Annotated in this window: 27 protein-coding genes; 5 read left to right on the forward strand and 22 right to left on the reverse strand. The window is 30.9% G+C overall.

Going from position 1 to position 22,579, the window contains the following annotated elements:
• Nucleotides 1–12: 12 nt before the first annotated feature.
• The 10 genes from KTF99_RS07970 to KTF99_RS08015 form a co-directional block, all read right to left on the reverse strand.
• Entirely contained in the window at nt 13–1,215 is a 1,203-nt protein-coding gene (locus KTF99_RS07970) for an MFS transporter (RefSeq protein ID WP_003537490.1), read from the reverse strand.
• On the reverse strand, nt 1,199–1,570 hold the full coding sequence (locus KTF99_RS07975) for a MerR family transcriptional regulator (RefSeq protein WP_003537488.1): 372 nt from the start codon (nt 1,568–1,570) through the stop codon (nt 1,199–1,201). The genes KTF99_RS07970 and KTF99_RS07975 overlap by 17 nt, the downstream gene beginning before the upstream one ends.
• 157 nt (nt 1,571–1,727) lie before the next feature.
• On the reverse strand, nt 1,728–2,525 hold the full coding sequence (locus KTF99_RS07980; RefSeq protein WP_003537485.1) for an MBL fold metallo-hydrolase: 798 nt from the start codon (nt 2,523–2,525) through the stop codon (nt 1,728–1,730).
• Nucleotides 2,526–2,602: 77 nt separating this feature from the next.
• Nucleotides 2,603–3,484, reverse strand: a complete 882-nt coding sequence (locus KTF99_RS07985) for a LysR family transcriptional regulator (protein WP_003537483.1) — start codon at nt 3,482–3,484, stop codon at nt 2,603–2,605.
• Nucleotides 3,485–4,009: 525 nt separating this feature from the next.
• On the reverse strand, nt 4,010–4,432 hold the full coding sequence (locus tag KTF99_RS07990; protein WP_003537482.1) for a hypothetical protein: 423 nt from the start codon (nt 4,430–4,432) through the stop codon (nt 4,010–4,012).
• Between the two features lie 195 nt (nt 4,433–4,627).
• The gene (locus KTF99_RS07995; protein ID WP_020994566.1) at nt 4,628–5,995 is read right to left on the reverse strand and encodes a MalY/PatB family protein; all 1,368 of its coding nucleotides are present in this window, start codon (nt 5,993–5,995) and stop codon (nt 4,628–4,630) included.
• Between the two features lie 11 nt (nt 5,996–6,006).
• On the reverse strand, nt 6,007–6,888 hold the full coding sequence (locus KTF99_RS08000; RefSeq protein ID WP_029480212.1) for a DUF3737 family protein: 882 nt from the start codon (nt 6,886–6,888) through the stop codon (nt 6,007–6,009).
• Nucleotides 6,875–7,312 carry a cyclophilin-like fold protein gene (locus KTF99_RS08005; protein WP_003537479.1) on the reverse strand — a complete coding sequence of 146 codons (438 nt, stop codon included), beginning with the start codon at nt 7,310–7,312 and terminating at the stop codon, nt 6,875–6,877. The genes KTF99_RS08000 and KTF99_RS08005 overlap by 14 nt, the downstream gene beginning before the upstream one ends.
• A gap of 46 nt (nt 7,313–7,358) precedes the next feature.
• On the reverse strand, nt 7,359–7,742 hold the full coding sequence (locus KTF99_RS08010; protein WP_003537478.1) for a MerR family transcriptional regulator: 384 nt from the start codon (nt 7,740–7,742) through the stop codon (nt 7,359–7,361).
• A gap of 32 nt (nt 7,743–7,774) precedes the next feature.
• Nucleotides 7,775–8,011 (reverse strand): hypothetical protein, encoded by a 237-nt coding sequence (locus tag KTF99_RS08015; RefSeq protein WP_003537477.1) that lies wholly within the window; start codon nt 8,009–8,011, stop codon nt 7,775–7,777.
• 130 nt (nt 8,012–8,141) lie between these two features.
• Here KTF99_RS08015 and KTF99_RS08020 point away from each other — a divergent pair, with 130 nt between their 5' ends.
• Entirely contained in the window at nt 8,142–9,014 is an 873-nt protein-coding gene (locus KTF99_RS08020; protein WP_003537476.1) for a LysR family transcriptional regulator, read from the forward strand.
• Between the two features lie 7 nt (nt 9,015–9,021).
• On the opposite strand, the gene KTF99_RS08025 is transcribed toward KTF99_RS08020, so the two are convergent.
• The 4 genes from KTF99_RS08025 to KTF99_RS08040 form a co-directional block, all read right to left on the reverse strand.
• Nucleotides 9,022–9,621, reverse strand: a complete 600-nt coding sequence (locus KTF99_RS08025; RefSeq protein WP_003537474.1) for a PTS sugar transporter subunit IIB — start codon at nt 9,619–9,621, stop codon at nt 9,022–9,024.
• A 126-nt stretch (nt 9,622–9,747) separates the two neighbouring features.
• Nucleotides 9,748–10,029 (reverse strand): hypothetical protein, encoded by a 282-nt coding sequence (locus KTF99_RS08030; protein ID WP_003537472.1) that lies wholly within the window; start codon nt 10,027–10,029, stop codon nt 9,748–9,750.
• 139 nt (nt 10,030–10,168) lie between these two features.
• Entirely contained in the window at nt 10,169–10,522 is a 354-nt protein-coding gene (locus tag KTF99_RS08035; RefSeq protein WP_008791530.1) for a spore coat protein GerQ, read from the reverse strand.
• A gap of 13 nt (nt 10,523–10,535) precedes the next feature.
• Entirely contained in the window at nt 10,536–10,958 is a 423-nt protein-coding gene (locus KTF99_RS08040; protein WP_003537467.1) for a cell wall hydrolase, read from the reverse strand.
• Between the two features lie 285 nt (nt 10,959–11,243).
• Here KTF99_RS08040 and KTF99_RS08045 point away from each other — a divergent pair, with 285 nt between their 5' ends.
• Nucleotides 11,244–11,603 carry a hypothetical protein gene (locus KTF99_RS08045; RefSeq protein ID WP_003537465.1) on the forward strand — a complete coding sequence of 120 codons (360 nt, stop codon included), beginning with the start codon at nt 11,244–11,246 and terminating at the stop codon, nt 11,601–11,603.
• 142 nt (nt 11,604–11,745) lie between these two features.
• Nucleotides 11,746–12,096, forward strand: a complete 351-nt coding sequence (locus tag KTF99_RS08050) for a hypothetical protein (RefSeq protein WP_003537463.1) — start codon at nt 11,746–11,748, stop codon at nt 12,094–12,096.
• Nucleotides 12,097–12,201: 105 nt separating this feature from the next.
• Here KTF99_RS08050 and KTF99_RS08055 read toward each other — a convergent pair whose 3' ends face one another.
• From KTF99_RS08055 to KTF99_RS08070, 4 genes are all read right to left on the reverse strand, one after another.
• On the reverse strand, nt 12,202–12,603 hold the full coding sequence (locus KTF99_RS08055; protein WP_003537461.1) for a hypothetical protein: 402 nt from the start codon (nt 12,601–12,603) through the stop codon (nt 12,202–12,204).
• A complete protein-coding gene (locus KTF99_RS08060; protein WP_008791529.1) occupies nt 12,603–13,922 on the reverse strand; it encodes a M18 family aminopeptidase in 1,320 nt (439 codons plus the stop codon). Before KTF99_RS08060 ends, KTF99_RS08055 begins: the two co-directional genes overlap by 1 nt.
• Before the next feature lie 73 nt (nt 13,923–13,995).
• Nucleotides 13,996–15,417 (reverse strand): amino acid permease, encoded by a 1,422-nt coding sequence (locus KTF99_RS08065; RefSeq protein ID WP_003537458.1) that lies wholly within the window; start codon nt 15,415–15,417, stop codon nt 13,996–13,998.
• Nucleotides 15,418–15,629: 212 nt separating this feature from the next.
• A complete protein-coding gene (locus tag KTF99_RS08070) occupies nt 15,630–16,742 on the reverse strand; it encodes a metallophosphoesterase (protein WP_003537457.1) in 1,113 nt (370 codons plus the stop codon).
• A gap of 113 nt (nt 16,743–16,855) precedes the next feature.
• Between KTF99_RS08070 and KTF99_RS08075 the strand changes: the two genes are divergently transcribed.
• Both KTF99_RS08075 and KTF99_RS08080 read left to right on the forward strand, forming a co-directional pair.
• A complete protein-coding gene (locus KTF99_RS08075; protein ID WP_009300184.1) occupies nt 16,856–17,356 on the forward strand; it encodes a nitroreductase family protein in 501 nt (166 codons plus the stop codon).
• Between the two features lie 162 nt (nt 17,357–17,518).
• Nucleotides 17,519–18,382 carry an aldo/keto reductase gene (locus KTF99_RS08080; protein ID WP_254210112.1) on the forward strand — a complete coding sequence of 288 codons (864 nt, stop codon included), beginning with the start codon at nt 17,519–17,521 and terminating at the stop codon, nt 18,380–18,382.
• A 96-nt stretch (nt 18,383–18,478) separates the two neighbouring features.
• Here KTF99_RS08080 and hydF read toward each other — a convergent pair whose 3' ends face one another.
• The 4 genes from hydF to KTF99_RS08100 are packed head-to-tail and all read right to left on the reverse strand — an operon-like array spanning nt 18,479 to nt 22,427.
• On the reverse strand, nt 18,479–19,666 hold the full coding sequence (hydF, locus tag KTF99_RS08085) for a [FeFe] hydrogenase H-cluster maturation GTPase HydF (RefSeq protein ID WP_003537453.1): 1,188 nt from the start codon (nt 19,664–19,666) through the stop codon (nt 18,479–18,481).
• Between the two features lie 2 nt (nt 19,667–19,668).
• Entirely contained in the window at nt 19,669–21,090 is a 1,422-nt protein-coding gene (hydG, locus tag KTF99_RS08090; RefSeq protein WP_003537452.1) for a [FeFe] hydrogenase H-cluster radical SAM maturase HydG, read from the reverse strand.
• Nucleotides 21,091–21,121: 31 nt separating this feature from the next.
• Nucleotides 21,122–22,180: a [FeFe] hydrogenase H-cluster radical SAM maturase HydE gene (gene hydE / locus KTF99_RS08095; protein WP_003537448.1), complete on the reverse strand. Its 1,059-nt coding sequence runs from the start codon at nt 22,178–22,180 to the stop codon at nt 21,122–21,124.
• A gap of 1 nt (nt 22,181) precedes the next feature.
• Entirely contained in the window at nt 22,182–22,427 is a 246-nt protein-coding gene (locus KTF99_RS08100; RefSeq protein ID WP_003537447.1) for a TM1266 family iron-only hydrogenase system putative regulator, read from the reverse strand.
• Nucleotides 22,428–22,579: the final 152 nt, after the last annotated feature.

Genomic DNA, 22,579 nt, shown 5'->3' on the forward strand with positions numbered 1-22,579 from the left:
ATCTTTCCTCCTCTATTCTTTTGTTTTGGCAGTTAATGTTAAAGTAATTACACAAACTGCAATCATTGCTAGAGCAATGATAAATGCATATAAATAAGAGCCAAAGAAATCATATATATACCCTACCATAGATAAAGAAATTGCTGCTCCTAAATTAGAAGCAAAAGAAATCTTTGGGAAAACCCTTGCATAATTATCTATTCCAAAGAAGTATTTGGTTAATAAAGGCAATGCCACTGCTCCAATTGAATAACATGAACCAAACAAAAATGCTCCAATAATTAATAGCCACGCTGTTGAACCCCACATTAATAAAATAATTCCTACAGTATTAGCTATGATCATTGTAACAGTTGCTTTAATTGCCCCTAAATGATCACTTAAAACTCCAATAATCAATTTGGAAATAATATTTCCTACCATTCCCGATGACAAAAGCATTGCTCCTAATGCAGCACTATAGCCCAATGATTGACCATATCCAGGTAAATGCTGAGTAACACTAGTAATACAACTACATAATAATCCGAAGACAAAGAAACTAATAAATGCAACTGTTGTAAAGCTAAATGAATTTGACACTTGTGTCACCATATCTTGTGGCTGCTCCACATGTCCATAAGGTAAACAACCATCTTTTTGTGGATCAAGGTGAAATGGATATAAGACAGCGGGCAAACATAATCCTAATATAATTGCAGCTTTGATTAAATAACCAGTTTGCCATCCAAAATTTTCAATAAAGCTTGATAAAATCGGTGAACAAATCGATCCTGCTAAACCACTGAATCCAAAGACAATACTAGTAGCCAAACCATGACTTTTTTCAAACCAATTATTAATAATTATTGTTAAGGGAACAATTGAAAACATACCTGTACTAAGTCCTCTGATAGCTCCCAGCAGATAAAATCCCGGAATTGATTTAGTTACTGCCATCAATCCTGTAGCAACTACTGCTATTACAACACTAATTGTCAGTAATAGTTTGTAAGATACTTTATTCATAATTCTAGGTATGAATAAAGCCCCAATTGCTGTTGTTAATGAAAAGATAGTCATATGCATAGAAAATGTTCCACGCATAATTCCAAGACTAGTTGAAACAGGTGTATAAAAGACACCTGACGAATTAATTGAAACCCCTATTGAAGATGCCGCTAAACCACAACATACAATTAAAACTAACCAATGTTTACTACTTTTGCTCACCATGTTTTATCTTCTCCTTATCTTTTAACTGGTAAATCAAATAATCCAAAGAATCTATATTTTTCTGTTGATTATGAATACTATCTAATAGCTTTTGACGTTCTAACTTCAAAACCTGAATTTGCTGTTTCTTCGTATGTGCCCCTTGTTCATTTAATTCGATATATTTCAAAATAGTTTCATTGCTCAAGCCAATATTTTTCAATGTTAATATTAAACTTAATCTTTCAATATCTTTATCTTCATATTCTCTAATACCATTAACACGGTTAACATCTTCAAATAGACCAACTTTTTCATAGTATCGTAAAGCTGTTATTGAAACATTAAATCTCTTACTTACCTCTTTTATTCTCAAGATGTTTCACCTCCATTACCTTATCTATACACTTATATTTTAAGTTAATTATATTGTTATGTCTAATACCTATATTGTATTATCAATAATACCTAAAAAGCATTATTGATATATCAAAAAACCAAGCTATACTAATGACAACTTGGTTCTAACAATTTTATTTTTTTAATACAAAAGCTTCCCCTGGAGCTACAACTCTAATCCTTTCTGGATTAACAACACGTCCATTCAAAGACTTAGGATCACCATTAAATGCATTCATTTCCGGAGCATCAACAGTTCCCCAATGAATTAAAATTAATTCTGTATTAGGATATGTATTGGCCAATTTGATCGCATTATCTAAGCCGATATGCCAAGAATTATCTGAAAAATCAAATAACATAACATCTGGTTCTGGCATTTGCAGATGTTCTTGTAAAAGTCTCGAATCTCCAACCATCCAAATCGTCCCATCAGGTGTATCAATCCAATAACCGCAATAATCTTCAAACTGATATTTACGAATTTTACTATACTTACTACTTTCATTTTGCCAAGCATGATCAGCAGGAGTTAATTTTATTTTCATGTTTCCAATTTCAAATGATTCACCAATATCATATCCATTTCCTTTTAAATCTTCTTCTGCGAATAATTCTGCTAAATAATGAGGACCATGAAATGATTTAGTCACTGGAGCTAAATTTTTACAGGTTAATCGACTAAAATGATCATTATCGCAATGTGTAATCAGTACTCCATCTAAACTAGGTACATCTTTAGGTAAAATTGGCATTTCAACTAATAAAGGTAGATCAAATCCTTCTAATAATGGATCAATCATCAAAGTAGTACCGTGACTATTGATCATCACACCAGCGCTTGATAACCAATAAATTCTAGTTTCATCAATGGGCTGAAAATCCTTTTCCGTCATAAAAATTGTTCGTGGTGCAACAGCTTGTTTTGTCATTATAATTCATCCTTTCTTTTCAATGTTATTATAAATCGTCAGAAATTATATGTCTAATACCTATAATCTATAATCAATCATGCTTTTAGAGAATGCTTTATTTTTTCAATAAATCGCGCTGTAGCAGGTGAAAAAATTTGATGCTTTTTCCATACGATTACTGTTCCAGTTAACAATGGAGGATAAAATGGAATAAAGCGAATTTTTGTTTCATCATTAATATTGACTAACTTTTCTAAACAAATCGCATACCCAATCCCCTCTTCTACCATAATTGCAGCATTATAAATAAGATTGTATGTCGCAATAATATCTAATTGCTCATAATCTTGCCCAAACCAATTAGCTATTTCATTTTGAACGATTGTTCTTCGAGTACTTAATAATGGCAATTTTAATAAATCTTGTGGTGTTGCATATTCCTTAGCTGCAAGTTTACTATCTTTAGGTGCTAAAATACCCCAAACTTCCTTTTGCTCTAAGCGTACAAACTCATACTTTTCAATATCAACTGGTTCAGTCAACAAACCAATATCAATCAATCCTTTATCTAAACGCTCTTTAATATCATCAGCATTCCCACTATAAAATTGATATTTGATTTGAGGATATTCTTCTTTAAATTCTTTGATTATTCTAGCAAGAATATGCATAGCATTTGTTTCCCCACCACCAATAAAAATTTCTCCTGTAACTAGATTATCTTGTTCTAAAAATTCTTTTTCCGTTTTATTAGCTAGATCTACAATTTCCTCAGCTCTTCTTCGAAGCAGCATTCCTTCATCTGTTAAAACAATTCGATTTTTTCCTCGGATAAATAATTGCGCGTTTAACTCCTCTTCAAGCTGCATCAGTTGTCTTGATAAGGTTGGTTGAGTTATATGTAAAAACTCAGCGGCTTTTGTGATATTTTCTTCACGTGCTACCGCTAAAAAATACTTAAGTACTCTTAATTCCATGCTTACACCTCACTTTATTTTATTATATAAAATTTATGACAAAATTCCTAATCCAATCTAAAGCAATTTAAAATAAGTCCATCGTACTATAAAACAGTCTATCCTATTATAGACTGTTTTCATTATATAAATTCTACTTCTCTTTCATTTAATCTTATGACATTCATACTTACATAAGTAAATACATTAATAATTCCACTGAATATATGCCAAAAACTAGTGAATTCTTTTGATTTGTGTTGTCTAGTTATATAAAATATTTCAGTATTTTTCTAAGATTCCTTCCCAAAATACAAATATTCAATTTTATTTAAATGAATTTTCATCAAATACACTTGCTTCAGACAGTACGAACATATTCATAAATGGTTGAAAACCATATATTAACATTAATCCATTTTCTTTTAAACAACTTGTTACCTTTAAAAATTGTACTTCTAAATCTTCAAACTAAGTAGTTACTTCAATCATTTGATTGATTATGTTATCCATAATATCAAATCATACCTTCATTTTACAATATTTCTAGACTGCAAGGGTCAGTAACGTATTTTTAATACGATTTAATTCTCGAATAGCTTTATCAACTTGAAATCGAGCATCTTTGATCTTTGATTGAACCATCCAATCAGCAATGATTCCATCAAAGAAATAATCTGCAAAACTTAAAAAATCACTAATATTTAAATCAACATCAACCAGCTGATCTACATCACTTAATTCTTTTTTTAGATTTCGTATCGAATTACGTGCTGCTGCCATTGCTCTTTCAGCTTCATTCATTTTACCATGTTTGATCATCGTTGTAATAAAACCACCACCAATCATATCAAAAAGTCCCCAGTTTCCTGCACTACTTAAATAATCCTGAGCCCTTGATAAATGACCTAAAGTTTCTTCAATTGCATGAAGTGCTTCATTAACTTCTTTTTTCTGATTATTTTCCATAAACTTTCCCCTTTGTTATCAAATTTCAAGAATATTTTACCATATAAAAAAATAATAATCAGTTAATTATATAATGGCTTGTAATTTTCTTTTCTAATTAATATAACATTCCAATAAAAAATATGCTCCCTTCTAAGTACAAGTTTTTATTTCACTTATTTTCCTAGAAAAGAGCAATTTAATATAATTTTTTAATTAAATTTTTATTAATTGATCCAACACCCTTAATTCTTCGTCAGTCAACGTAAAATCTTGCATTGCTAGAGAATCTGCATTTTCTCTTTGCAAATAGTATTGTTCCATAATTTCTTGAGTAGTTTTATTATAAAATATTTCCATATTAATAACATCTTCAAATTGATGCATTTTTTCTATGTCAATCTCTTCCATTTTTATTTCTCCTTGCTGATAGGCTCTTATACCCTCTTTAAATCTCTCTAAACCGTCGAATAATCGTGATTGTGGACAAGCTATATTCATTCGAATAAATCCATTACCATTTTCACCATACTCAATTCCGCTAGTCAAATACAAACCCGTCTTATCGCGAATAAATTGTGTTAACATTGTACTGTCAGTTGTTATTCGTGAACAATCAAGCCACAATAAATAAGTAGCCTCACTAGGAATTAAATAAATTTCTGGTAAATAGCATCGAATAAATTTAGATACTATATTTTTATTTTCTTCAATATATTCCCTCAATTCATCAAGCCACACTGCCCCTTTAGTAAACGCAGCAACTGTTGCCGTAATAGCAAAACTATTAGGTTCTGCCACTTCATCAGTATTAATGCCCCGATTTACCTTATGTCGTAATTGTGGATTAGCGACAACAATACAAGCAGTTTGTAGTCCAGCTAAATTAAAAGCTTTAGTTGGAGCAATACAAGTAATACTATTCATCTGATTAACTTTTGAAACACTAGCAAACGGAATATAATTCTTATTAGGTGCAGTAAGATCACAATGAATCTCGTCACTAATTACTAAAACATTATATTTAGCGCACATTTCACCGATCCGCTCTAATGATTCAATGTCCCATATTTTTCCAATTGGATTATGTGGATTACAAAGAATCATCATAGTTGTTTGAGGATCTGCCAGCTTCATTTCTAAATCTACAAAATCAATATAATATTCTTTTCCATCAAAAATTAAATCACTCGAAATAATATGCCGTCCATTATTTAAAATAGAATTATAAAAAATATTATATACTGGTGCTTGAATTAAAATATTTTCTCCTACACTTGTCATCTTTCTAACGAGTGAAGAAATTGCTGGGACTACCCCTGTACAAAATAACATCCACTCTTTTTCTAGATAATAATTATGCCTTTTTAGCCACCAGGTCTGAATACTTTCAAAGAATTCATCAGGAACGATGTTATATCCAAAAATACCATGCTCAACTCTTTGTTTTAGAGCCTCGATTATTTCTGGCGCAGTTTCAAAATCCATATCCGCTACCCACATAGGAAGTTCATTCTCTTTAATTTCCCACTTCAAAGAACCACTATTCCAGCGGTTCGTCAGTTTTGAAAATTGATTTTTCATTTTCTCCTCCTCTAACAACATATACATTCGATATTTGTTTGGCTTTTTATTGGAGGATTTGTTATCACAATTTTTGTTTCACTAGGATTTATTTTGGTCTTGTCTAGAATTAATTCACCGATACTATGTGCTTTAATTACACCTGAGATTGGATTCACAACACTATCAATATGCGAATTTACCTCAACTTCAACTGTAGAATATTCAAATGCAAGTGTTGTATTAATAAGTTTGCAGTTAATCAGTTTTAAATTTTCAATATAACAAAGTCCTTGTAAACTCTCAATCGTACAATTTATAAACGTTATATTTTTAGAATTCCATCCTAAATATTCACCAATGATCGTTGAATCATAAACTGTAACATTTTCACAATTCCAAAAGGCATCTTTTGAAATCAGCTTTGAATTATGCACTTCAATATTTCTTCCACCATCAAAACTATAATTTCCTGTTAAATTCAAATCATCAATCTTAATATTTATACTATTAAACCCAAAATAGTCACCATGTACCCTCGCTGCCTTTAAAACAATATCCGTGCAATTCCAAAGCGTTTCTTGCGCTATTGGCAAATCTACATTTTCTAAATAAATATTTTGTGCTCGACGAAATGTTTTTGGTGCCTCAATAATACTATCTATAATATTAATATTTTTAGTGTACCAAATTCCTGAGCGTGCCGTTTCCAACAATGTTGAATTAGTGACTTTAACATCATTACAATACCATAATGGATATTTCCATTTAAAAATAGTCTCATTGATTTCTATATTCTTACTTTCCTTTAACGGTGATTCACCATCAGCAAAAATAGAATCTTCAATTTTTAGATTATTACTTTTAAAAAGTGCTCTTTCACCGCTTAAATATTTTTGTTTAATTATTTCCATTTTCTTCTCCATTTCTATATTTCATAAAGCTAACTACCAGATCTCCTGCACCCACAATTTGATTTATATTACCTGCATCATCTATTTGACCAATTCGCGTATACTGATACTTAGATAAGAAGTCTTGATAGAATAATACTAAGCAATTGTCATGAAATAGCATCAAGTCTCCTTTATTAATTTGATTAACTGATTGACTAGTTACTGGCAAAGAGTATTCTAAATTATAGAATTTTTCATTACCATTTAACTCTTTCATTGTAAGTACCATCGGCAATTTTTCCAATAAAGCCTGGGATGTTGGAGTATCATCTAATGTAGCTAAAAACATTTGTCCATTAATCTCAATCTTTATTTTTATCATTTCTTTTGATTCTTCTTTTCCTTGTTTATCTATATTTTGTTTAACCAGATAGCCTATCAATATTAATACTAGAAGTAAAAAATATATTTCTTTTTCATCTTATTTATTAACTGCAAATAATTGCAGTATGATTTTTATTGATAATATTGCTATATTTTAAACGTTCCGTTTCAATGATCTCTAGCGTATGCTGAAGTTCTTCAATTTGTTCAATAATTACAGTATGTTGTTGATCAAGTATCATAATTTTTTGTTCAAATGACAGTTTTCCCTTTGAATATAATTGATTGAAATTCTTAATATCTTTTAATGTCATCCCCATATCTTTTAGTTTTTTTATTCGCTTTAAATCAGTAATATTTTCATTTGTAAACACACGTTTTCCTTCAATTCTTTGAATTACTGGTAATAACCCCAAATTTTCATAATAGCGAATCGTCGAAACTGGTATTTTTAAAATTTCAGATACTTCTCGAATAGTGTAACCCATCAAAATCTCCCCTTTGTCATATAAATAATCAATTAGTCATTTAAATAAAGCTTTTTTATTTTATAAATTAAATAATCCAAACAGTCTAATTCTTTTTGAACTAGATGAAGTTCATCTAATAATTCCTTTCTTTGTTCTGACAAAATTTGTAATTGTCCTTGATAGTTTTTATGTGCAAATAATAGCATAAATCTATCTACTAATTTACTATCACAACCTGCATCTAATAAGTTTTGATATACCGCTTCAGGTGTATCATTTGAACACATCACTTTATCATCTCCTTCAGCTATATTCTAAAATATAGCTTTTCGGATAGCAAATACTTATATTAAATAGTTTCCTATGCTTGAAAGGCATATTGATGCATGTTAAAATATTTTAAAGGAGTTGATTTGTATGGAACTTAGAGTTCTAAAATATTTTATTACTGTAGCTCGTGAAGAAAGTATTTCTGCTGCAGCTGATTATTTACATATGACCCAACCAACCCTGTCAAGACAATTAAAAGATCTTGAAAATGAACTTGGTAAGCAGTTACTAATTAGAGGTAATCGTCGGATTACCTTGACAGATGATGGAATTCTCTTTAGAAAAAGAGCCGAAGAAATTATTGACTTAGTTAATAAAACTGAAGCAGAAATGACTTCTGATAATGAAACTATTAGTGGTGATATTTATATTGGTGGTGGTGAAACAGAAGGAATGCGATTAATAACGAAAGCGATTAAAGAAACGCAAAAAATTCATCCAGAAATCAAATTTCATCTCTATAGTGGAAATGCCCAAGATGTGACTGAAAAACTTGATAAAGGTCTATTAGATTTTGGAATTTTAATTGAGCCGACTAATTTTTCAAAATATGATTTTATTAAGCTCCCTTATACCGATTGCTGGGGTGTATTGATGAAAAAAGACGCTTTTCTAGCATCCAAAGAATATATCAACCCCCAGGATTTAAAAGACCTGCCACTGATTTGTTCTAACCAAGACCTTGTTCGAAATGAACTTTCAGGGTGGCTAAAAGATGATTTTGACAAATTAAATATTGTCGCTACTTATAATCTAATCTACAATGCTTCATTATTAGTTGATGAAGGTTCTGGATATGCCTTAACACTTGATAAATTAATTAATACATACAATAGTACATTATGTTTTAAACCATTAGAGCCAAAGCTTGAAGTTGGACTAGATCTTGTTTGGAAAAAATATCAAATTTTTTCCAAAGCTGCAGATTTCTTTTTAAAAAAAGTAATTGAACTTATCTAATGCTTCATTAATTAACTGCTTTTTTTATAATGGCATTAAAATCATTCGTTGCAAAATCTAGCGAATCAATAATAAAAATCTTATTTCCATATTTATTTTTCAACTGTGGCAGTAAATAAGCAACTTGTGGTGCTAATAAAACCATATCATAATCATCAATAACTTTATCAATTTCCATATATCCTACCGCATCAACAACTATATCCAAGCCTTGACGTTTAAAAATTTCCTGCATTGAATAAGCAAAATATGAAGTTGTCAGACCGCCACTACAACTAAGTAAAATTTTATTAGTATTTACATTATTGAAAATGCTCTCACCAAGCTTAATTGTGGGTAAACAAAGATAATTAAAAAATGTATTAAATTGATCCATTGTAGATTTAAAATCATGCATTTGAAAATGTAAATAAAACAATATTTCATCACTATCTTTATTCTTTACACTCAATTCAACGATTCCCTCATTATGAAAACTGATTATTCCGGTACTGTTACTTCCATCAATACATAGAGTGCATTGATTTTCACAGACTTTGATATGTTCATGCGTCTTAACCCAGCGATAAACAACCGGTTCTAATAAATCTTGATAAAATTCATCCATATTAATTTTCCCCCTTACATTGCCTAGTATAAACCTAAAGTTAACTTTAATGTCAAGAGGGTAAGTAACTGAAAAATATTCTATATACAAAAAAACTCTATCTTAGTAGAGCTTTAACACATAATTTTAAATATTTTGCAACGTAAAAATTGAAAAAGCATCTTTCAGGGTACATTCAAAATAGGCTAACCCAACCTTTGAATTGAACCTACTCAAAGTATAACTATAAAAAATGTCATTATCTAAATACATTTTTACAAGTTCTTTTTCACCAAATTCTAATATATCATTTTTACATTGCAAAATAAGATGTTCAGAATCATAAGAAAGATAACGATTTGCTGTCTTAATAAAATCTAAGTCATATCCTTCCCTTTCCAAAAAATCGATTACGTCTCCGGTTGCCATATAATTATCCCTCCAACCTTATTATAGTATTAAGAATAAGGATTGTATATCTACTTGTACATTTTTTTAGAAGCTTTATTATAACAACAAAGGATAACCTCAAAAATTTATCATTAAAGTGGCTATCCTTTATTATTAGTTATTGTGGCGGTACCGTAAACGAGATTGCGCCCTTAAATCGAGCCCATAAAAAATATACTAACGGTAATAAAAACCGATCTTCACTATTTACATCTTTAATAATAAAATAGTCTCGACCTGCATCCTCAACTATACCAACAAAAACTTCATCTCGCCATTTCTCACTATCACTATAAGTGAAATAAAAAGTCCCAAGCTTACCGATATTCAAACGAATGATATTTCCCATATATATTTGTGGTACAGCTGCCGGATTAGGGTTTTTAGGCGGTATCAGTGTACCGTCAGGATTCACTTCAGCATCTGGATCCTGTCTAACAAAATAAGGATTTAAATCTTCAAAATAATTCATAAATGCATCTCCTTTAGATTTCACATACTAAATTTGGTCCGGGATTATAAAAACAATGATTCTTAAATCGACCCGAAAATTCTCCATAAAATGTTTTTGGGCAAGTAACATTATCCCCAGGGTTTTTGAACCATAACGCATATGTTGCTGGAGCATTCCGATAACCTTTAATTGTTTTAAGCGCTAGTTCTTTTTCTTTGGTATTAACAGGTCCATTAAATAAATCTGTTCCAACTCCAGCAAAAGCATTTTTCTGATAAATTGCTTCCGTAATAGTAACAACATTTTTAAATACATCACAAACTGCAGCAACTCTATTAACGACAACATTCCCAACTAACAGCATTCCTTCTTGACCTTCGCCTAATGCTTCAGCCTTGATCAACCGTGCTAGTAATTCTACTTCCTTACTGTTGTAAGCAATCCTTGAGCTCATCTTCTGATATCACCTCTTTAAGACTATATGCCGATAAAGCAACAATATAACTAATTTATACAGTAATTTAAGCTTTTTTCGACTTATTCAAAAAATATTATTAGATATAAAATTAATCTTTCGAATAATAACTTTATTCCCGATATTTTGTTAACAACATTAACAGAACTATGATAAAAAAACTTCTAATTTTGTTAATAGTATTTAAATCAACTATTTTTTACTTTCCAAAATTATCAGTAACGATTATGATACGAGTGTAGTTAAGGAAAGAAGGTAATTAAAATGAATAAGAGAGAAATTGAAAAACAAGCACTCAATTCATTAAACACTTACTTTAAAGATAATCCCGATAAAGTATTGAATGATTTTGAGCGAAAGCCTTTGGATAAAGAAGATATAACTAAAATTGTCAACGAAGAAATCCAAGCTCAAGAAAAAAAAGTTGAATCACTTGAAGTGCTGAGAAAAAATATTGCTATTGAGGCAGAAGAATCGTTAGAAAAGGTTTTAGGTAAAAGGATTACCAGCAAAAAATCTCCAAATAAATTAACTGTTGATGAGATGGCAGTTAAACTACAAGAAGAAAAAACTCATCAAATTGAAACTGCAAATAAATTAAAAACAGCTAAATTAAGGAAATAACATTTGTTAATGCCATTAACAAATAATCTAAATTGAAAGTAGAAATTTTGTTAACAGCATTTATAAATGATTATTATATATAGAATTATTTTGCACAGAAGCATATATTACAAATGAAAACAAAAGAAAGAGGGAAATTATTATGAATACTAAAAAAATCAATGAACAAGCTATTGAATCTTTAAAAACTTATTTTAACGAAGGTAAAGATCTTATTAAAGAAAATGTTACACCACTTACTAAAGATCAAATTAAAGCTATCGTTAATGAAGAAATTGCTCATCATGAAGCTAAATTACATGAATTAAATGATTTAAAACAAAAAATTGATTTAGAAGCAGAAGAAGCTTTTGAAAAAGTTTTTGGTAAAGCTAAAGAAGAACCAAAAACACATAAACTAACTACTGATGAAATGGCAGTCAAACTTCAAGAAGAAAAAGAACATCAAATGGATGTTGCTAATAAATTAAAAGAAGAAAAATTATCTCATTAAATTAATTATTCTAAAAAAAGTCACGACAAATCAATATCGTGACTTTTTTATTAATCTGATAACATTATAAAAAGTAGTTATCAAAATAGCCATACAAACGTACAGTTATTTCATTAGTTCTTTTTCAAACATTTTTTTACTTGTTAAAAAAGCAATTACAAGAATCGCAAAAGAAATATCAAAAGGACTCTTTAAAGTAAGTATTACAATGAACAAACCAACAATAATTCCAAAAATTTGAAAAGAGAAAGGCTTTAATGACAACCGATTTTCCTTAATTAGTTTGTATTGATTAACTAGATTATGTAATGTAACATAGAAAGCAATAATCGCAATCAAAACATCAACAGAAAAACTGACTAAATAATTATCAGTTAATAATTCTTTGATAAAAAGTAAAACAATATAGCCACACATCGTTTGCCATAAACCAGCAATAATATACTTTTCAAGTACTTCTTTTTTTATCTCTTTTAATCGCTTTTTACTAGTTTTTTCTTTTTTCATTATTTAGTAACCTTTAAAATATGTCCACTCATTTCTTCAATATGACTATTAAAGAATTCTTCCATCACTTTAATCATATAAGCAGTATCTTTGACACCAGCTGTTTCATAAGATGAATGCATTGCTAATTGAGGTAATCCTATATCAACACTGTTCATTGAAACTTGTGCCATTGCAATATTACCTAACGTGCTACCACCAGCAGTATCACTGCGATTAGAGAAAAATTGTACTGGAACTCCAGCCTTTTTACATAATCCCTTAAAAACAGCTATACTAACTGCATCACTAGTATATTTTTGACCAGCATGAGATTTTACAACAATACCCTCATTCATATAAACACAATTATTAACATCTGTTTTCGCAGGATGATTTGGGTGTACAGCATGAGCATTATCAGCACTTAACATAAAGCTTGAAGCCAATGCCCGATAATATTCTTCTTCACCTTTTCCTAAAGCATTGTTGATTCTACGCATAGCATCATATAAAAATGTTGATCCTGCACCCTGTTTAGTACCTGAACCTACTTCTTCGTTATCAAAGCAGGCAAATACATTGATTGATTGCTTATTTGCTCCCTTGAGAAAACCTTGTAATGAAGTATATGCACATTGTAAATCATCTAGTTGTGGACATGAAATAAATTCTTCATTAGCTCCCCAAATTGATGGTTCCATGCGATTATATAAATATAGATCTGTTCCATAAATAGTTTCAACATCAACACCTAATTCATCAGCAATCAGTTTCTTTAAATCTCCTGGTTTAGTTTCAGATCCACCAAATAACGGTAACATATCAACTTGTTTATTATAAGCATAACCATCATTGACAGTACGATTCATGTGAATTGCAACATTCGGAATCATTACTAGATCTCGATCAATATTTACTAGTTTGGTAACATAGTTATCACCTTCTTGAACTAAAACCCTACCTGCAATAGATAATGGGCGATCAAACCAGGTAGCACATAACATCCCACCATAACCCTCTGTATTTAATTGCGTATACTTACCTTTTATTTCAATTTCAGCATTCTCTTTGACTTTAAAAGTTGGTGAATCACTATGTGATGCAGCAACATTAAAACTATAATTATCTAAATTCTCACCAAGATTAAAAGCAATAATGCTGGAATTATTTCTAGTGACAAAGTAATGACCACCCTTCTTAATTTGCCACGTTTGTCCTTCTAATAATTCTTCATACCCATGTTCAATTAAAATGTTCTGCATATTAGCTACAGCATGAAAAGCAGTTGGGCTTTGCTTAATAAAAGTTACTAATTCCTGTGATATTTGTTTATCCATTTTCATGACCTCCATAATTACGGCTTTATTGTAACATATCCTTTAACATGTGTTAAAGGATATGTCTAAGATACTATTGACTTGTCTTACCACGTTTAGCTAGAGCAGGCATAATTGCTCCTAATCCAACTAAAATAATTGGGGTAATAATATTCATTGCGATTTCAAATGCACTTCCTTTAAACATTCCTAAAGCACAACAAGCTGCAGTGACAATAAAACACCACCATCCAAAAAATTTCGCAAAAAATTGACTTTTAGTAAAGCGATATTCTGCTGGAAATTTATCAATTGCTTTACGCAATGCAATATATGCAATAAACACCCATAAATAACGCAGTGGCATACAAACTGAATTTAGTTGGGTCAAGAATTTTAAAAATGCCGTAACACTTCCTATTCCTAACGCCGGAATTAAAATTAATGGTGTAACAATTGCTACTACCAACAAAATTCCATTGGTATATGCGCCTTTGTCATTTTTCTTTAATAATTTTGCAGGAATAAATTGACGCGCATTTTCATTGTCTAATAACATTCTAAGTGGCGCATCGATAGAAATTACCAAAGTTGATAATTGCCCGACCATATTACATACTGCATAAACAATTAAGAAGGTATTACCAATACCATAATACTCTCCTAATTTTTGGAATGACCAATATGCTCCATTAGCTACATATGAATCAAAATTAGCATTAATTTCAGCAACATTAAACATCATTCCCATTGAAATTGTACCCAAAATGGCACAAATAATTACCATGATTGCCAATGCAATCATCCCCTTAGGAAATCCTTTTGAAGGATTTTCTACTTTATTTACATATGGTGAAATTTTTTCACATCCACCTACGGCAAATACTAATATCGATAATGAAGTAAAATATTCTAACCTAAACGATGGAATTAAATTTTTAAAACTCCAATCAATAGTTTGATATCCTCCATTAGGATTTAAAGCCGGTGCTGCCATCATTAAGATAATAAATAAAATTGACATTACAAACATCGACGATCCAGCAATAGTCGCCAATGATTTTAATGGATTTAACCCCCGTGATGCTACCCAGGCAAATACTAAAAATACTACCAGGGTAATAATTTGGACTAGGCGAATATCCAAAGAATCATAAAAAGATGAATTTTGGAACAATACCCAACTTAAAGCTTTTAGCCCACCTGATGCTTTAGAAGCAATATAAGGCATATGAACAACCCAATAAGTCCATCCAGCATAGTAAGCTAATTTTGGTCCTAAAGTTTCTTGAATCCATGAACTCACACCACCACCAGCATTTTTAAATGCTGAGCCTAACTCTCCTACCATTAATGCATATGGTACGAAGTATAGTGCAAACATCATGATCCAACTAAAAATTACTTGGACTCCGTTAAAGTATACAAAACCATTAACCACATTTCCGAATCCCCAAACAGTCGAAAAGGCCATAAAGGCTAAGTTATACCAAACGATTTTCTTCGAATTTGACATAAAACCCTCCTAATCTTGAACAACACCGTGTTCGTTTTAGTCCCGTCGGGTTGCAAAACTAATTGTTTATAAATAAAAACAGTTCATTTGCTTCGCAACGTTTCTATTATAACAAAAATCTTATATTTAGCCTACACATTTACATTTTTTTATTATAATAATGAAAATTATTCCCGCTGTATAAAAAAAGATACCCAATTATCCTCAGATATCTAATTTACTTTTTTTAAATAACGATATTTAACCCATCCTATTTCGTTATCTTTGATCACATAAGCATAAGGACCGTATATTCCCACTAATTTAATTACCTCACCTTTTTCCAAAGGAATCAAATAATCAACATAGTCATCCAAACAATAATATTTTTGATTATTTAAATACAAAAATTCATTCTTGATCTTAAAAATCTTACCTGTTTTAATTTGTTTGCAGGTTGAAAATAATTTTCCCTGCTTAAGCACCTCGACTTCAAAATTAGGCCATGCCACTTTATTGACAACTTGTTTTTCTACATTAACATCAACTACTGCCTGATATAACGGTAACGGCTGTATATATTCTTTTGATAACTTAAATCTATCGCCATCACCAGTAATTATCAATGCATTTAATTGACTAATAGATTTTACCCCAGTTCCCCCATCAATACTAATAATACGCTTTTGCTTATCAATGATAATATCATTATTGATTGCATTAGCATATTGATTTGATGTCGGTAAATGTCCAACCACAACATATTTATCTAAACAGTGACCAGTTTGATAAAACGTTCGCATTTCAATAAGCGATGAAGTAGATGAATTTTGCCAGTCTTTTCGATTTTCAATTCCTGCATGAACAAAAATAAAATTATTGAATTCTAGTATTGTTGGTAAAGTTTTAAAATATTGAAAATATGGCCGCAAAAACTGTTTTATTTTTACCTGCATTACTTCAGGATTTTCTTTTTTTATGTCTATATTCAATTTTTCTAGAGCTTGTCGAATCATTCCGCCTTTACCAATACGATTTAAATAGTGAACTATTTGGTTAGCATATTTAGGATTATCTACCATTTCTTCTAACGCATATTCACAATTACCAAGAATCACATATACGCGCTCACTTTTTGCCTGAAGTTCTTGTAAAAATCTAACAGTTTCTAAAGCTTGCGTACCTTTTTCAATAAAGTCACCTAAAATAATCAAGTAATCATCGTATCGATAATCAACCTTTTTTAGCAGTGCTTTAAATCGATCTAAGTGAGAGTGAATATCACTGATTACAATACAGCGATATTCTCCTACTACTTTTATTTTTATATGCTGTGCCTCCAACATTCACTTCACCTCTAGTCCTACTATAGCATAAATATATAAATAATTTACAGTAATATTATCTTAAGTATTTATAAATTCTGCGTTATAATCATACTAGAAACGAGGTAATAAAAATGTTAAAAGAAATTGAACAACGTCAAAGCATTAGAAAGTATTTGAACAAACCAGTTGAACCTGAAAAAATCTTAGAACTTTTAAAAGCAGCAATGAACGCGCCGACAGCCCGTAATACACAAGAATGGAAATTTAAAGTTATTACAAATTCTCAAGCACTAAATGATATGACGAAATTATCACCATATACAACAATGATGAAAGAAGCTCCTTGTGCTATTCTCGTAATAGCTGATTTAAATAAAGCTATTTCACCTGAATATGGTCTAATCAATTGTAGTGCAGCAATTGAAAACCTTTTAATTGAAGCAGTCAATCAAGGGCTTGGTTGCTGCTGGTGTGGAATCGCTCCAGTTTCGGAAAGAGTTGAAGGTTTTAAAAACTATTACAATCTAGCTGATAATGAATATCCCGTTGGTGTTGTAGCTGTTGGTTACAGTAATGAAACAAAGCCACTGATTGATCGCTTTGATTCTAAAAATATTAGCTATTTTAAATAGAATCAAAAATTATTCTTTGTTAAAACTATTTTTATTTATTCAAATATTGACTTCTAGTTAACTCTAAGATGTATGATAAATTTATTAATACAACTATAATAGAAAGAAGGTTAATTATGGAAAATAAATTTGGTTTTGGTTGTATGCGACTACCAATGAAAAATGATGAAGTCGATTATGACGAGTTTAATCAAAAATGAGCAATTACAAAAAACAGGTGTTTCATATTTTGATTATTATTTAATGCATGCACAAGACCGTGAAAATTATAAGCATTTTCAAAAATGTCAAGCTTATCAAGCTGCTCAAGAATTAAAAGCAACAGGAAAAGTCAAACACATTGGAATTTCATTTCATGATACTGCAAATATTTTAGAGATGATCTTAAGTGAACATCCCGAAATAGAAATTGTCCAAATTCAATTTAATTATGCTGATTTTAATAATCCTAGTGTTGAAAGTAAGAAGGTTTATGAAGTATGTCGCAAATTTAATAAACCTATTTTAGTAATGGAACCAATTAAAGGCGGTGGTCTTGCGAATCTTCCCGAAGCAGCAAATAGAATTTTAACTGATCTAAATAAAAATGCCAGCAACGCTAGTTATGCTCTACGCTTTGCAGCGTCTTTTGAAGGTGTATATAAAGTTTTATCAGGTGTTAGTAATTTAGAGCAAATGAAAGATAATTTGAAGGTTATGAAAAATTTCATTCCTTTTAACGATGAGGAATACGAGGCGGTAGCAAAAGTTCGAAAAATATTAGATTCCTTAGGAGGAATTCCTTGTACCGCTTGTCGTTATTGTACAGACGGCTGCCCGATGAAAATTTCAATTCCTGACTTATTTGGCTGTTATAATGATAAAAAAATATTTAATGACTGGAATAGTGATTATTATTATGGAGTTCACACAAAAACTAATGGCAAGGCATCTACTTGTATTGGATGTCAACAATGCGAACATATTTGTCCGCAGCATCTGCCAATTATTAAATATTTAAAAGAAGTCGCTGAAACATTTGAGTAATTAAAAAGATACTCCATGATGCAAATGTAATGAAAAGGTAGATATTAGTTCCAATATCTACCTTTATTTTACTTCTATATCATTTGAATAGTCCTTTTAATATATAACTTTATCCAAGATCCCATTTACATATGCAATAAAAATGCCATAATTTGTCATCGGAATCATTTGCCCTTTTGCCTGATTAACTCTTGTCATAATATACCGGCGATTAAACATACAGCCACCACAAGTAATAATTAAATCGTACTTGGTTAAATCATCTGGAAAATCTGTTCCACTAACAATTTCAACACCAATTCCAGGAAATTTTTTCTTTAACATTCGAGGAATTTTAACCCGTCCAATATCTTCACTTAATGGTGCATGACTACAACATTCTGCAATTAAAACTGTCGAATCACCATTCAGCCGTTCTAAGATTTCAACACTTTTAGCATAATAATTTAAATCTCCCTTATAACCTGCCATTAAAACAGAAAATGATGTCAATTTGCTTTCTGAAGAAATATTTTCATAAACATATTTAAATACTTGTGAATCTGTAATAACAAGATCAGGGGCTTGATTTAATTTTTGTAAAGCTGATTTTAGTTGTTCCGTTGTTACAGCCATAATTTGACAACCTTTATCAAGCAATTCACGCATTACCTGAACTTGGGGTAAAATTAATCTGCCTTTGGGAGCTTGAATATCTTGTGGCATTACTAATAGTATAAGATCACCTTTTTTTGCTAATTCACCTGTAATGCTTTCTTTTTCAAAATCAGCCGGTACCTTTTCAAGCAATTTTTCCTGTAACTCTTTTATTCCTTGCTTCGTTAACGAACTAATCAGTAATGGTGTTTCACTAGTTGCTTCAGTAATTTTCTTTAGAAGATTATCATTCCTTTGTAAATCAGCTTTACTTATTACTAATATCGTAGGAATATGCTTCTCTTTAAAATAATGATACCAGTCTAATTCTTGACAAATCTTTCTATCATTAAAAAGAATGATTGCAATATCAATCTTTTCACTAGCTTTTTTTGTCTTATCGTTTCGCAATTGCCCTAGAGTCCCAATATCATCAAAACCTGCAGTATCAACTAACAAGCATGGTCCCAAACCATCAATTTCCATCGCCTTATAGACAGGATCAGTAGTTGTTCCCGGTTCACTTGAGACAATTGAAACTTCTTGATTAACAAAGGCGTTGATCAATGCCGATTTGCCACTATTACGTTTTCCAAAAAAACCAATATGGAGCCGATTAGCTCCTGGTGTTTTATTTAACCCTGCCATTATTAGAACCTGAAATCACGTTTCCCGTCTTCAATCATCGTAAGACGTTCTTGACAAATTTTTCTAACTTTATCACTAGTGATATTATCTAATTCCTTCATAATTAAATTATCAGCTTTTAACTTAGTATCATCACCGGCATAATCTTGACTATATTCCTTTAATGTCATCAAAGCATTAGGATGACAACAATTCGAGATTTGACCAGATTTACATAATTGCATAAAACGATCTCCCGTTCTTCCTTCGCGATAACAAGCAGTACAAAAACTTGGAATATAATTTAATTCACATAACCACTTAACAACCTCATCTAAAGTTCTATTATCACTAATATCAAATTGTGCAGAAGTAGTATCTTCTTCAGTTTCAGGTTCATCATAACCGCCAACACTTGTCTTAGAGCCACCACTAATTTGTGAAATACCTAACTCTAACACTCTTTCTCGAACCCGTTTAGATTCACGTGTTGAAATAATCATTCCCGTATATGGTACTGCCATTCTGATGATCATTACAATCTTTTCAAAAATTTTATCGCTGATAGCATTACTAAAGTCTGATTTATCAATATCATCTGCTGGACAAATTCTCGGAACACTAATCGTATGTGGTCCAACTCCTTTTGCGGCCTCTAAATGTTCGGCATGCATCAATAAACCCACAAAATCATATCGATACATTTCTAGCCCAAATAAAACCCCAATACCGACATCATCAATTCCACCATCCATAGCCCGATCCATTGCTTCAGTATGATAAGCATAATCATGTTTTGGTCCCGTTGGATGCAGTGCTTCATAATTTTTCTTATTATATGTTTCTTGGAAAAGAATATAAGTTCCTATCCCAGCCTCTTTTAGCTTTTTATAGTTTTCAACTGTTGTTGCAGCAATATTAACATTAACCCGCCTAATTGCTCCATTTATATGTTTGATCCCATATATAGTTTTAATGCTTTCCAATACATATTCAATTGGATTATTGATTGGATCCTCTCCTGTTTCTAATGCTAAACGCTTATGCCCCATATTTTGAAGTGCGATGACTTCTTTTTTTATTTCTTCTTGAGTTAATTTTTTTCTTGCAATATGCTTATTTTTTAAATGATAAGGACAATAGACACAACCATTAACGCAATAATTTGATAAGTATAAAGGTGCAAACATTACAATTCTATTACCATATAATTTTTGCTTAATCATTTTAGCAACTTTTTCCATTTCATCAATTGCTTCAGGAATTTCACACTCCAATAACAGCATTGCTTCACGGTGCGTTAATCCTTTACAGTCTTTAGCACGCTCAATTAAAGAAAAGATTAATTCTCGATTATCTTTATTTTCTTTAGCATATGCAATTGTTTCCAGTATTTCTTGATCATCAATAAATTCTTCAGCCTTATTAGATTTTACATTATACATTTTCCTTTTTCTCACTTTCTTTTACTTAGGTCTAACCCTCGTAATCAAATTTACAATAATCTCCACGCTCATATACAACTTCATATCCCGCCGTCTTTAGCGTATCAATTAATTCTTTTAATCCTTCACTCGCTTCTTGTCCACTCGCTGCTTTTCCATCATATAACGAGTATTTTTTTCTTACCTCCTGAGGTGATAAATTAGGCATCACAACATTACAACCATGGTTAATTCCCTCTAAGCGCCCATTAGAATCTAAAGTTGCTAAAGCAGTTGTTGCAGGCAATAGAACATCCTTTGTCATAATTCTAATCAAACTTAATAAAAAAAGAGTAAGTTTTAAATCACCATTTGGTTGGTTTTTAAAAGGCGTATTTTGATGCACTAAATATGGTCCAATCCCTACCATTTCCGGCTTTAGCTCTTTAATAAACAATAAATCATTAACCAGACAATCAATATCCTGATGATAACTTCCTACCATAAATCCACATCCTGTTTGAAACCCAATTGCTTTTAAATTCAAAAGACAGTCAATTCGATTATCAAATGACATCTCATGAGGATGAAGCTGATAGTAATGCTCTCTATTATAAGTTTCATGACGAAGCAAATAACGATCAGCACCTGCATTAAAATACTTTTGATAAGTTTCTTTACTTTTTTCTCCTAACGATAGCGTAATTGCACAATCAGGATATAATTCTTTTATTTTCTCAATAATTTCTACCATTCGTTCATCTTGGTAATATTCGTCTTCTCCACCTTGTAAAACAAATGTTCGAAAGCCTAAGCGATAACCTTCTTTGCAGCATAATAATATTTCTTCTAAATTTAGCCGATAGCGTAATGCTAATTTATTACTGCGACGTAATCCACAATAATAACAATCATTTTTACAATAACTGCTGATTTCAATTAATCCCCGAATATAGATCTTATTTTTAAATATTTGTTCAGTGATTTTCGCAGCAATCTTCTTAGCGTAATCAAAATCGTTTTGATCAAATGTTTTTAATAATCTTTTAAACTCATCAAAATCCAATGCGCCTTCTTGATGAAGCTTGTTAATTAAATCAATATTACTCATTCTATCCTTTTGAATATAGTGCCTTTACACTGACACCTTTGAGCATTCCGATTTTTCCCGATAAAGCCCCTATTACATCATTTGGTCCATCAACGATAACAGACATAACTGATACTTGCTTATCTTTATAGGGAATTCCCATTCGCCCAATAATATAGCGACTATATTTATGCAACAAGTCATTAATCTTATTAGCACTGTCTAATTCATAAACAAAAATTCCTAAAATTGCAATTCTACTTTCCATTTTACCTCCTTAAACTAAAAACCATTAGGGCGTACTAATGGTTGAACAAAACAAAAATAATTGTTCACCCTTTGACTCAGAAATTTCCTCATCATTAGCTGCATACTTATATTCTACCACATTTGAAATGAAAACGTTATCATTTTAATTCT

Source organism: Erysipelatoclostridium sp. MSK.7.34 (assembly GCF_019041935.1).
Taxonomy (GTDB): Bacteria; Bacillota_I; Bacilli_A; order Erysipelotrichales; family Coprobacillaceae; genus Thomasclavelia; species Thomasclavelia ramosa.

Coding starts and splice junctions, on each gene's coding strand:
- KTF99_RS08000 (WP_029480212.1), bottom strand. CDS start 6,888: ATGGAAATAATTAAACAAAAATATTTAAGCGGTGAAAGAGCACTTTTT.
- KTF99_RS08025 (WP_003537474.1), bottom strand. CDS start 9,621: ATGGATGAATTTTATCAAGATTTATTAGAACCGGTTGTTTATCGCTGG.
- KTF99_RS07980 (WP_003537485.1), bottom strand. CDS start 2,525: ATGACAAAACAAGCTGTTGCACCACGAACAATTTTTATGACGGAAAAG.
- hydE (WP_003537448.1), bottom strand. CDS start 22,180: ATGAGTAATATTGATTTAATTAACAAGCTTCATCAAGAAGGCGCATTG.
- KTF99_RS08075 (WP_009300184.1), top strand. CDS start 16,856: ATGTTAAAAGAAATTGAACAACGTCAAAGCATTAGAAAGTATTTGAAC.
- KTF99_RS07985 (WP_003537483.1), bottom strand. CDS start 3,484: ATGGAATTAAGAGTACTTAAGTATTTTTTAGCGGTAGCACGTGAAGAA.
- KTF99_RS08040 (WP_003537467.1), bottom strand. CDS start 10,958: ATGAGCTCAAGGATTGCTTACAACAGTAAGGAAGTAGAATTACTAGCA.
- KTF99_RS07995 (WP_020994566.1), bottom strand. CDS start 5,995: ATGAAAAATCAATTTTCAAAACTGACGAACCGCTGGAATAGTGGTTCT.
- KTF99_RS08055 (WP_003537461.1), bottom strand. CDS start 12,603: ATGAAAAAAGAAAAAACTAGTAAAAAGCGATTAAAAGAGATAAAAAAA.
- KTF99_RS08100 (WP_003537447.1), bottom strand. CDS start 22,427: ATGGAAAGTAGAATTGCAATTTTAGGAATTTTTGTTTATGAATTAGAC.
- KTF99_RS07990 (WP_003537482.1), bottom strand. CDS start 4,432: ATGGAAAATAATCAGAAAAAAGAAGTTAATGAAGCACTTCATGCAATT.
- KTF99_RS08065 (WP_003537458.1), bottom strand. CDS start 15,417: ATGTCAAATTCGAAGAAAATCGTTTGGTATAACTTAGCCTTTATGGCC.
- KTF99_RS08060 (WP_008791529.1), bottom strand. CDS start 13,922: ATGGATAAACAAATATCACAGGAATTAGTAACTTTTATTAAGCAAAGC.
- KTF99_RS08045 (WP_003537465.1), top strand. CDS start 11,244: ATGAATAAGAGAGAAATTGAAAAACAAGCACTCAATTCATTAAACACT.
- hydF (WP_003537453.1), bottom strand. CDS start 19,666: ATGGCAGGGTTAAATAAAACACCAGGAGCTAATCGGCTCCATATTGGT.
- hydG (WP_003537452.1), bottom strand. CDS start 21,090: ATGTATAATGTAAAATCTAATAAGGCTGAAGAATTTATTGATGATCAA.
- KTF99_RS08070 (WP_003537457.1), bottom strand. CDS start 16,742: ATGTTGGAGGCACAGCATATAAAAATAAAAGTAGTAGGAGAATATCGC.
- KTF99_RS08035 (WP_008791530.1), bottom strand. CDS start 10,522: ATGAATTATTTTGAAGATTTAAATCCTTATTTTGTTAGACAGGATCCA.
- KTF99_RS08010 (WP_003537478.1), bottom strand. CDS start 7,742: ATGGGTTACACTATTCGAGAAGTATCTGAAATTTTAAAAATACCAGTT.
- KTF99_RS08030 (WP_003537472.1), bottom strand. CDS start 10,029: ATGGCAACCGGAGACGTAATCGATTTTTTGGAAAGGGAAGGATATGAC.
- KTF99_RS08080 (WP_254210112.1), top strand. CDS start 17,519: ATGATGAAGTCGATTATGACGAGTTTAATCAAAAATGAGCAATTACAA.
- KTF99_RS08050 (WP_003537463.1), top strand. CDS start 11,746: ATGAATACTAAAAAAATCAATGAACAAGCTATTGAATCTTTAAAAACT.
- KTF99_RS08020 (WP_003537476.1), top strand. CDS start 8,142: ATGGAACTTAGAGTTCTAAAATATTTTATTACTGTAGCTCGTGAAGAA.
- KTF99_RS08015 (WP_003537477.1), bottom strand. CDS start 8,011: ATGTGTTCAAATGATACACCTGAAGCGGTATATCAAAACTTATTAGAT.
- KTF99_RS07970 (WP_003537490.1), bottom strand. CDS start 1,215: ATGGTGAGCAAAAGTAGTAAACATTGGTTAGTTTTAATTGTATGTTGT.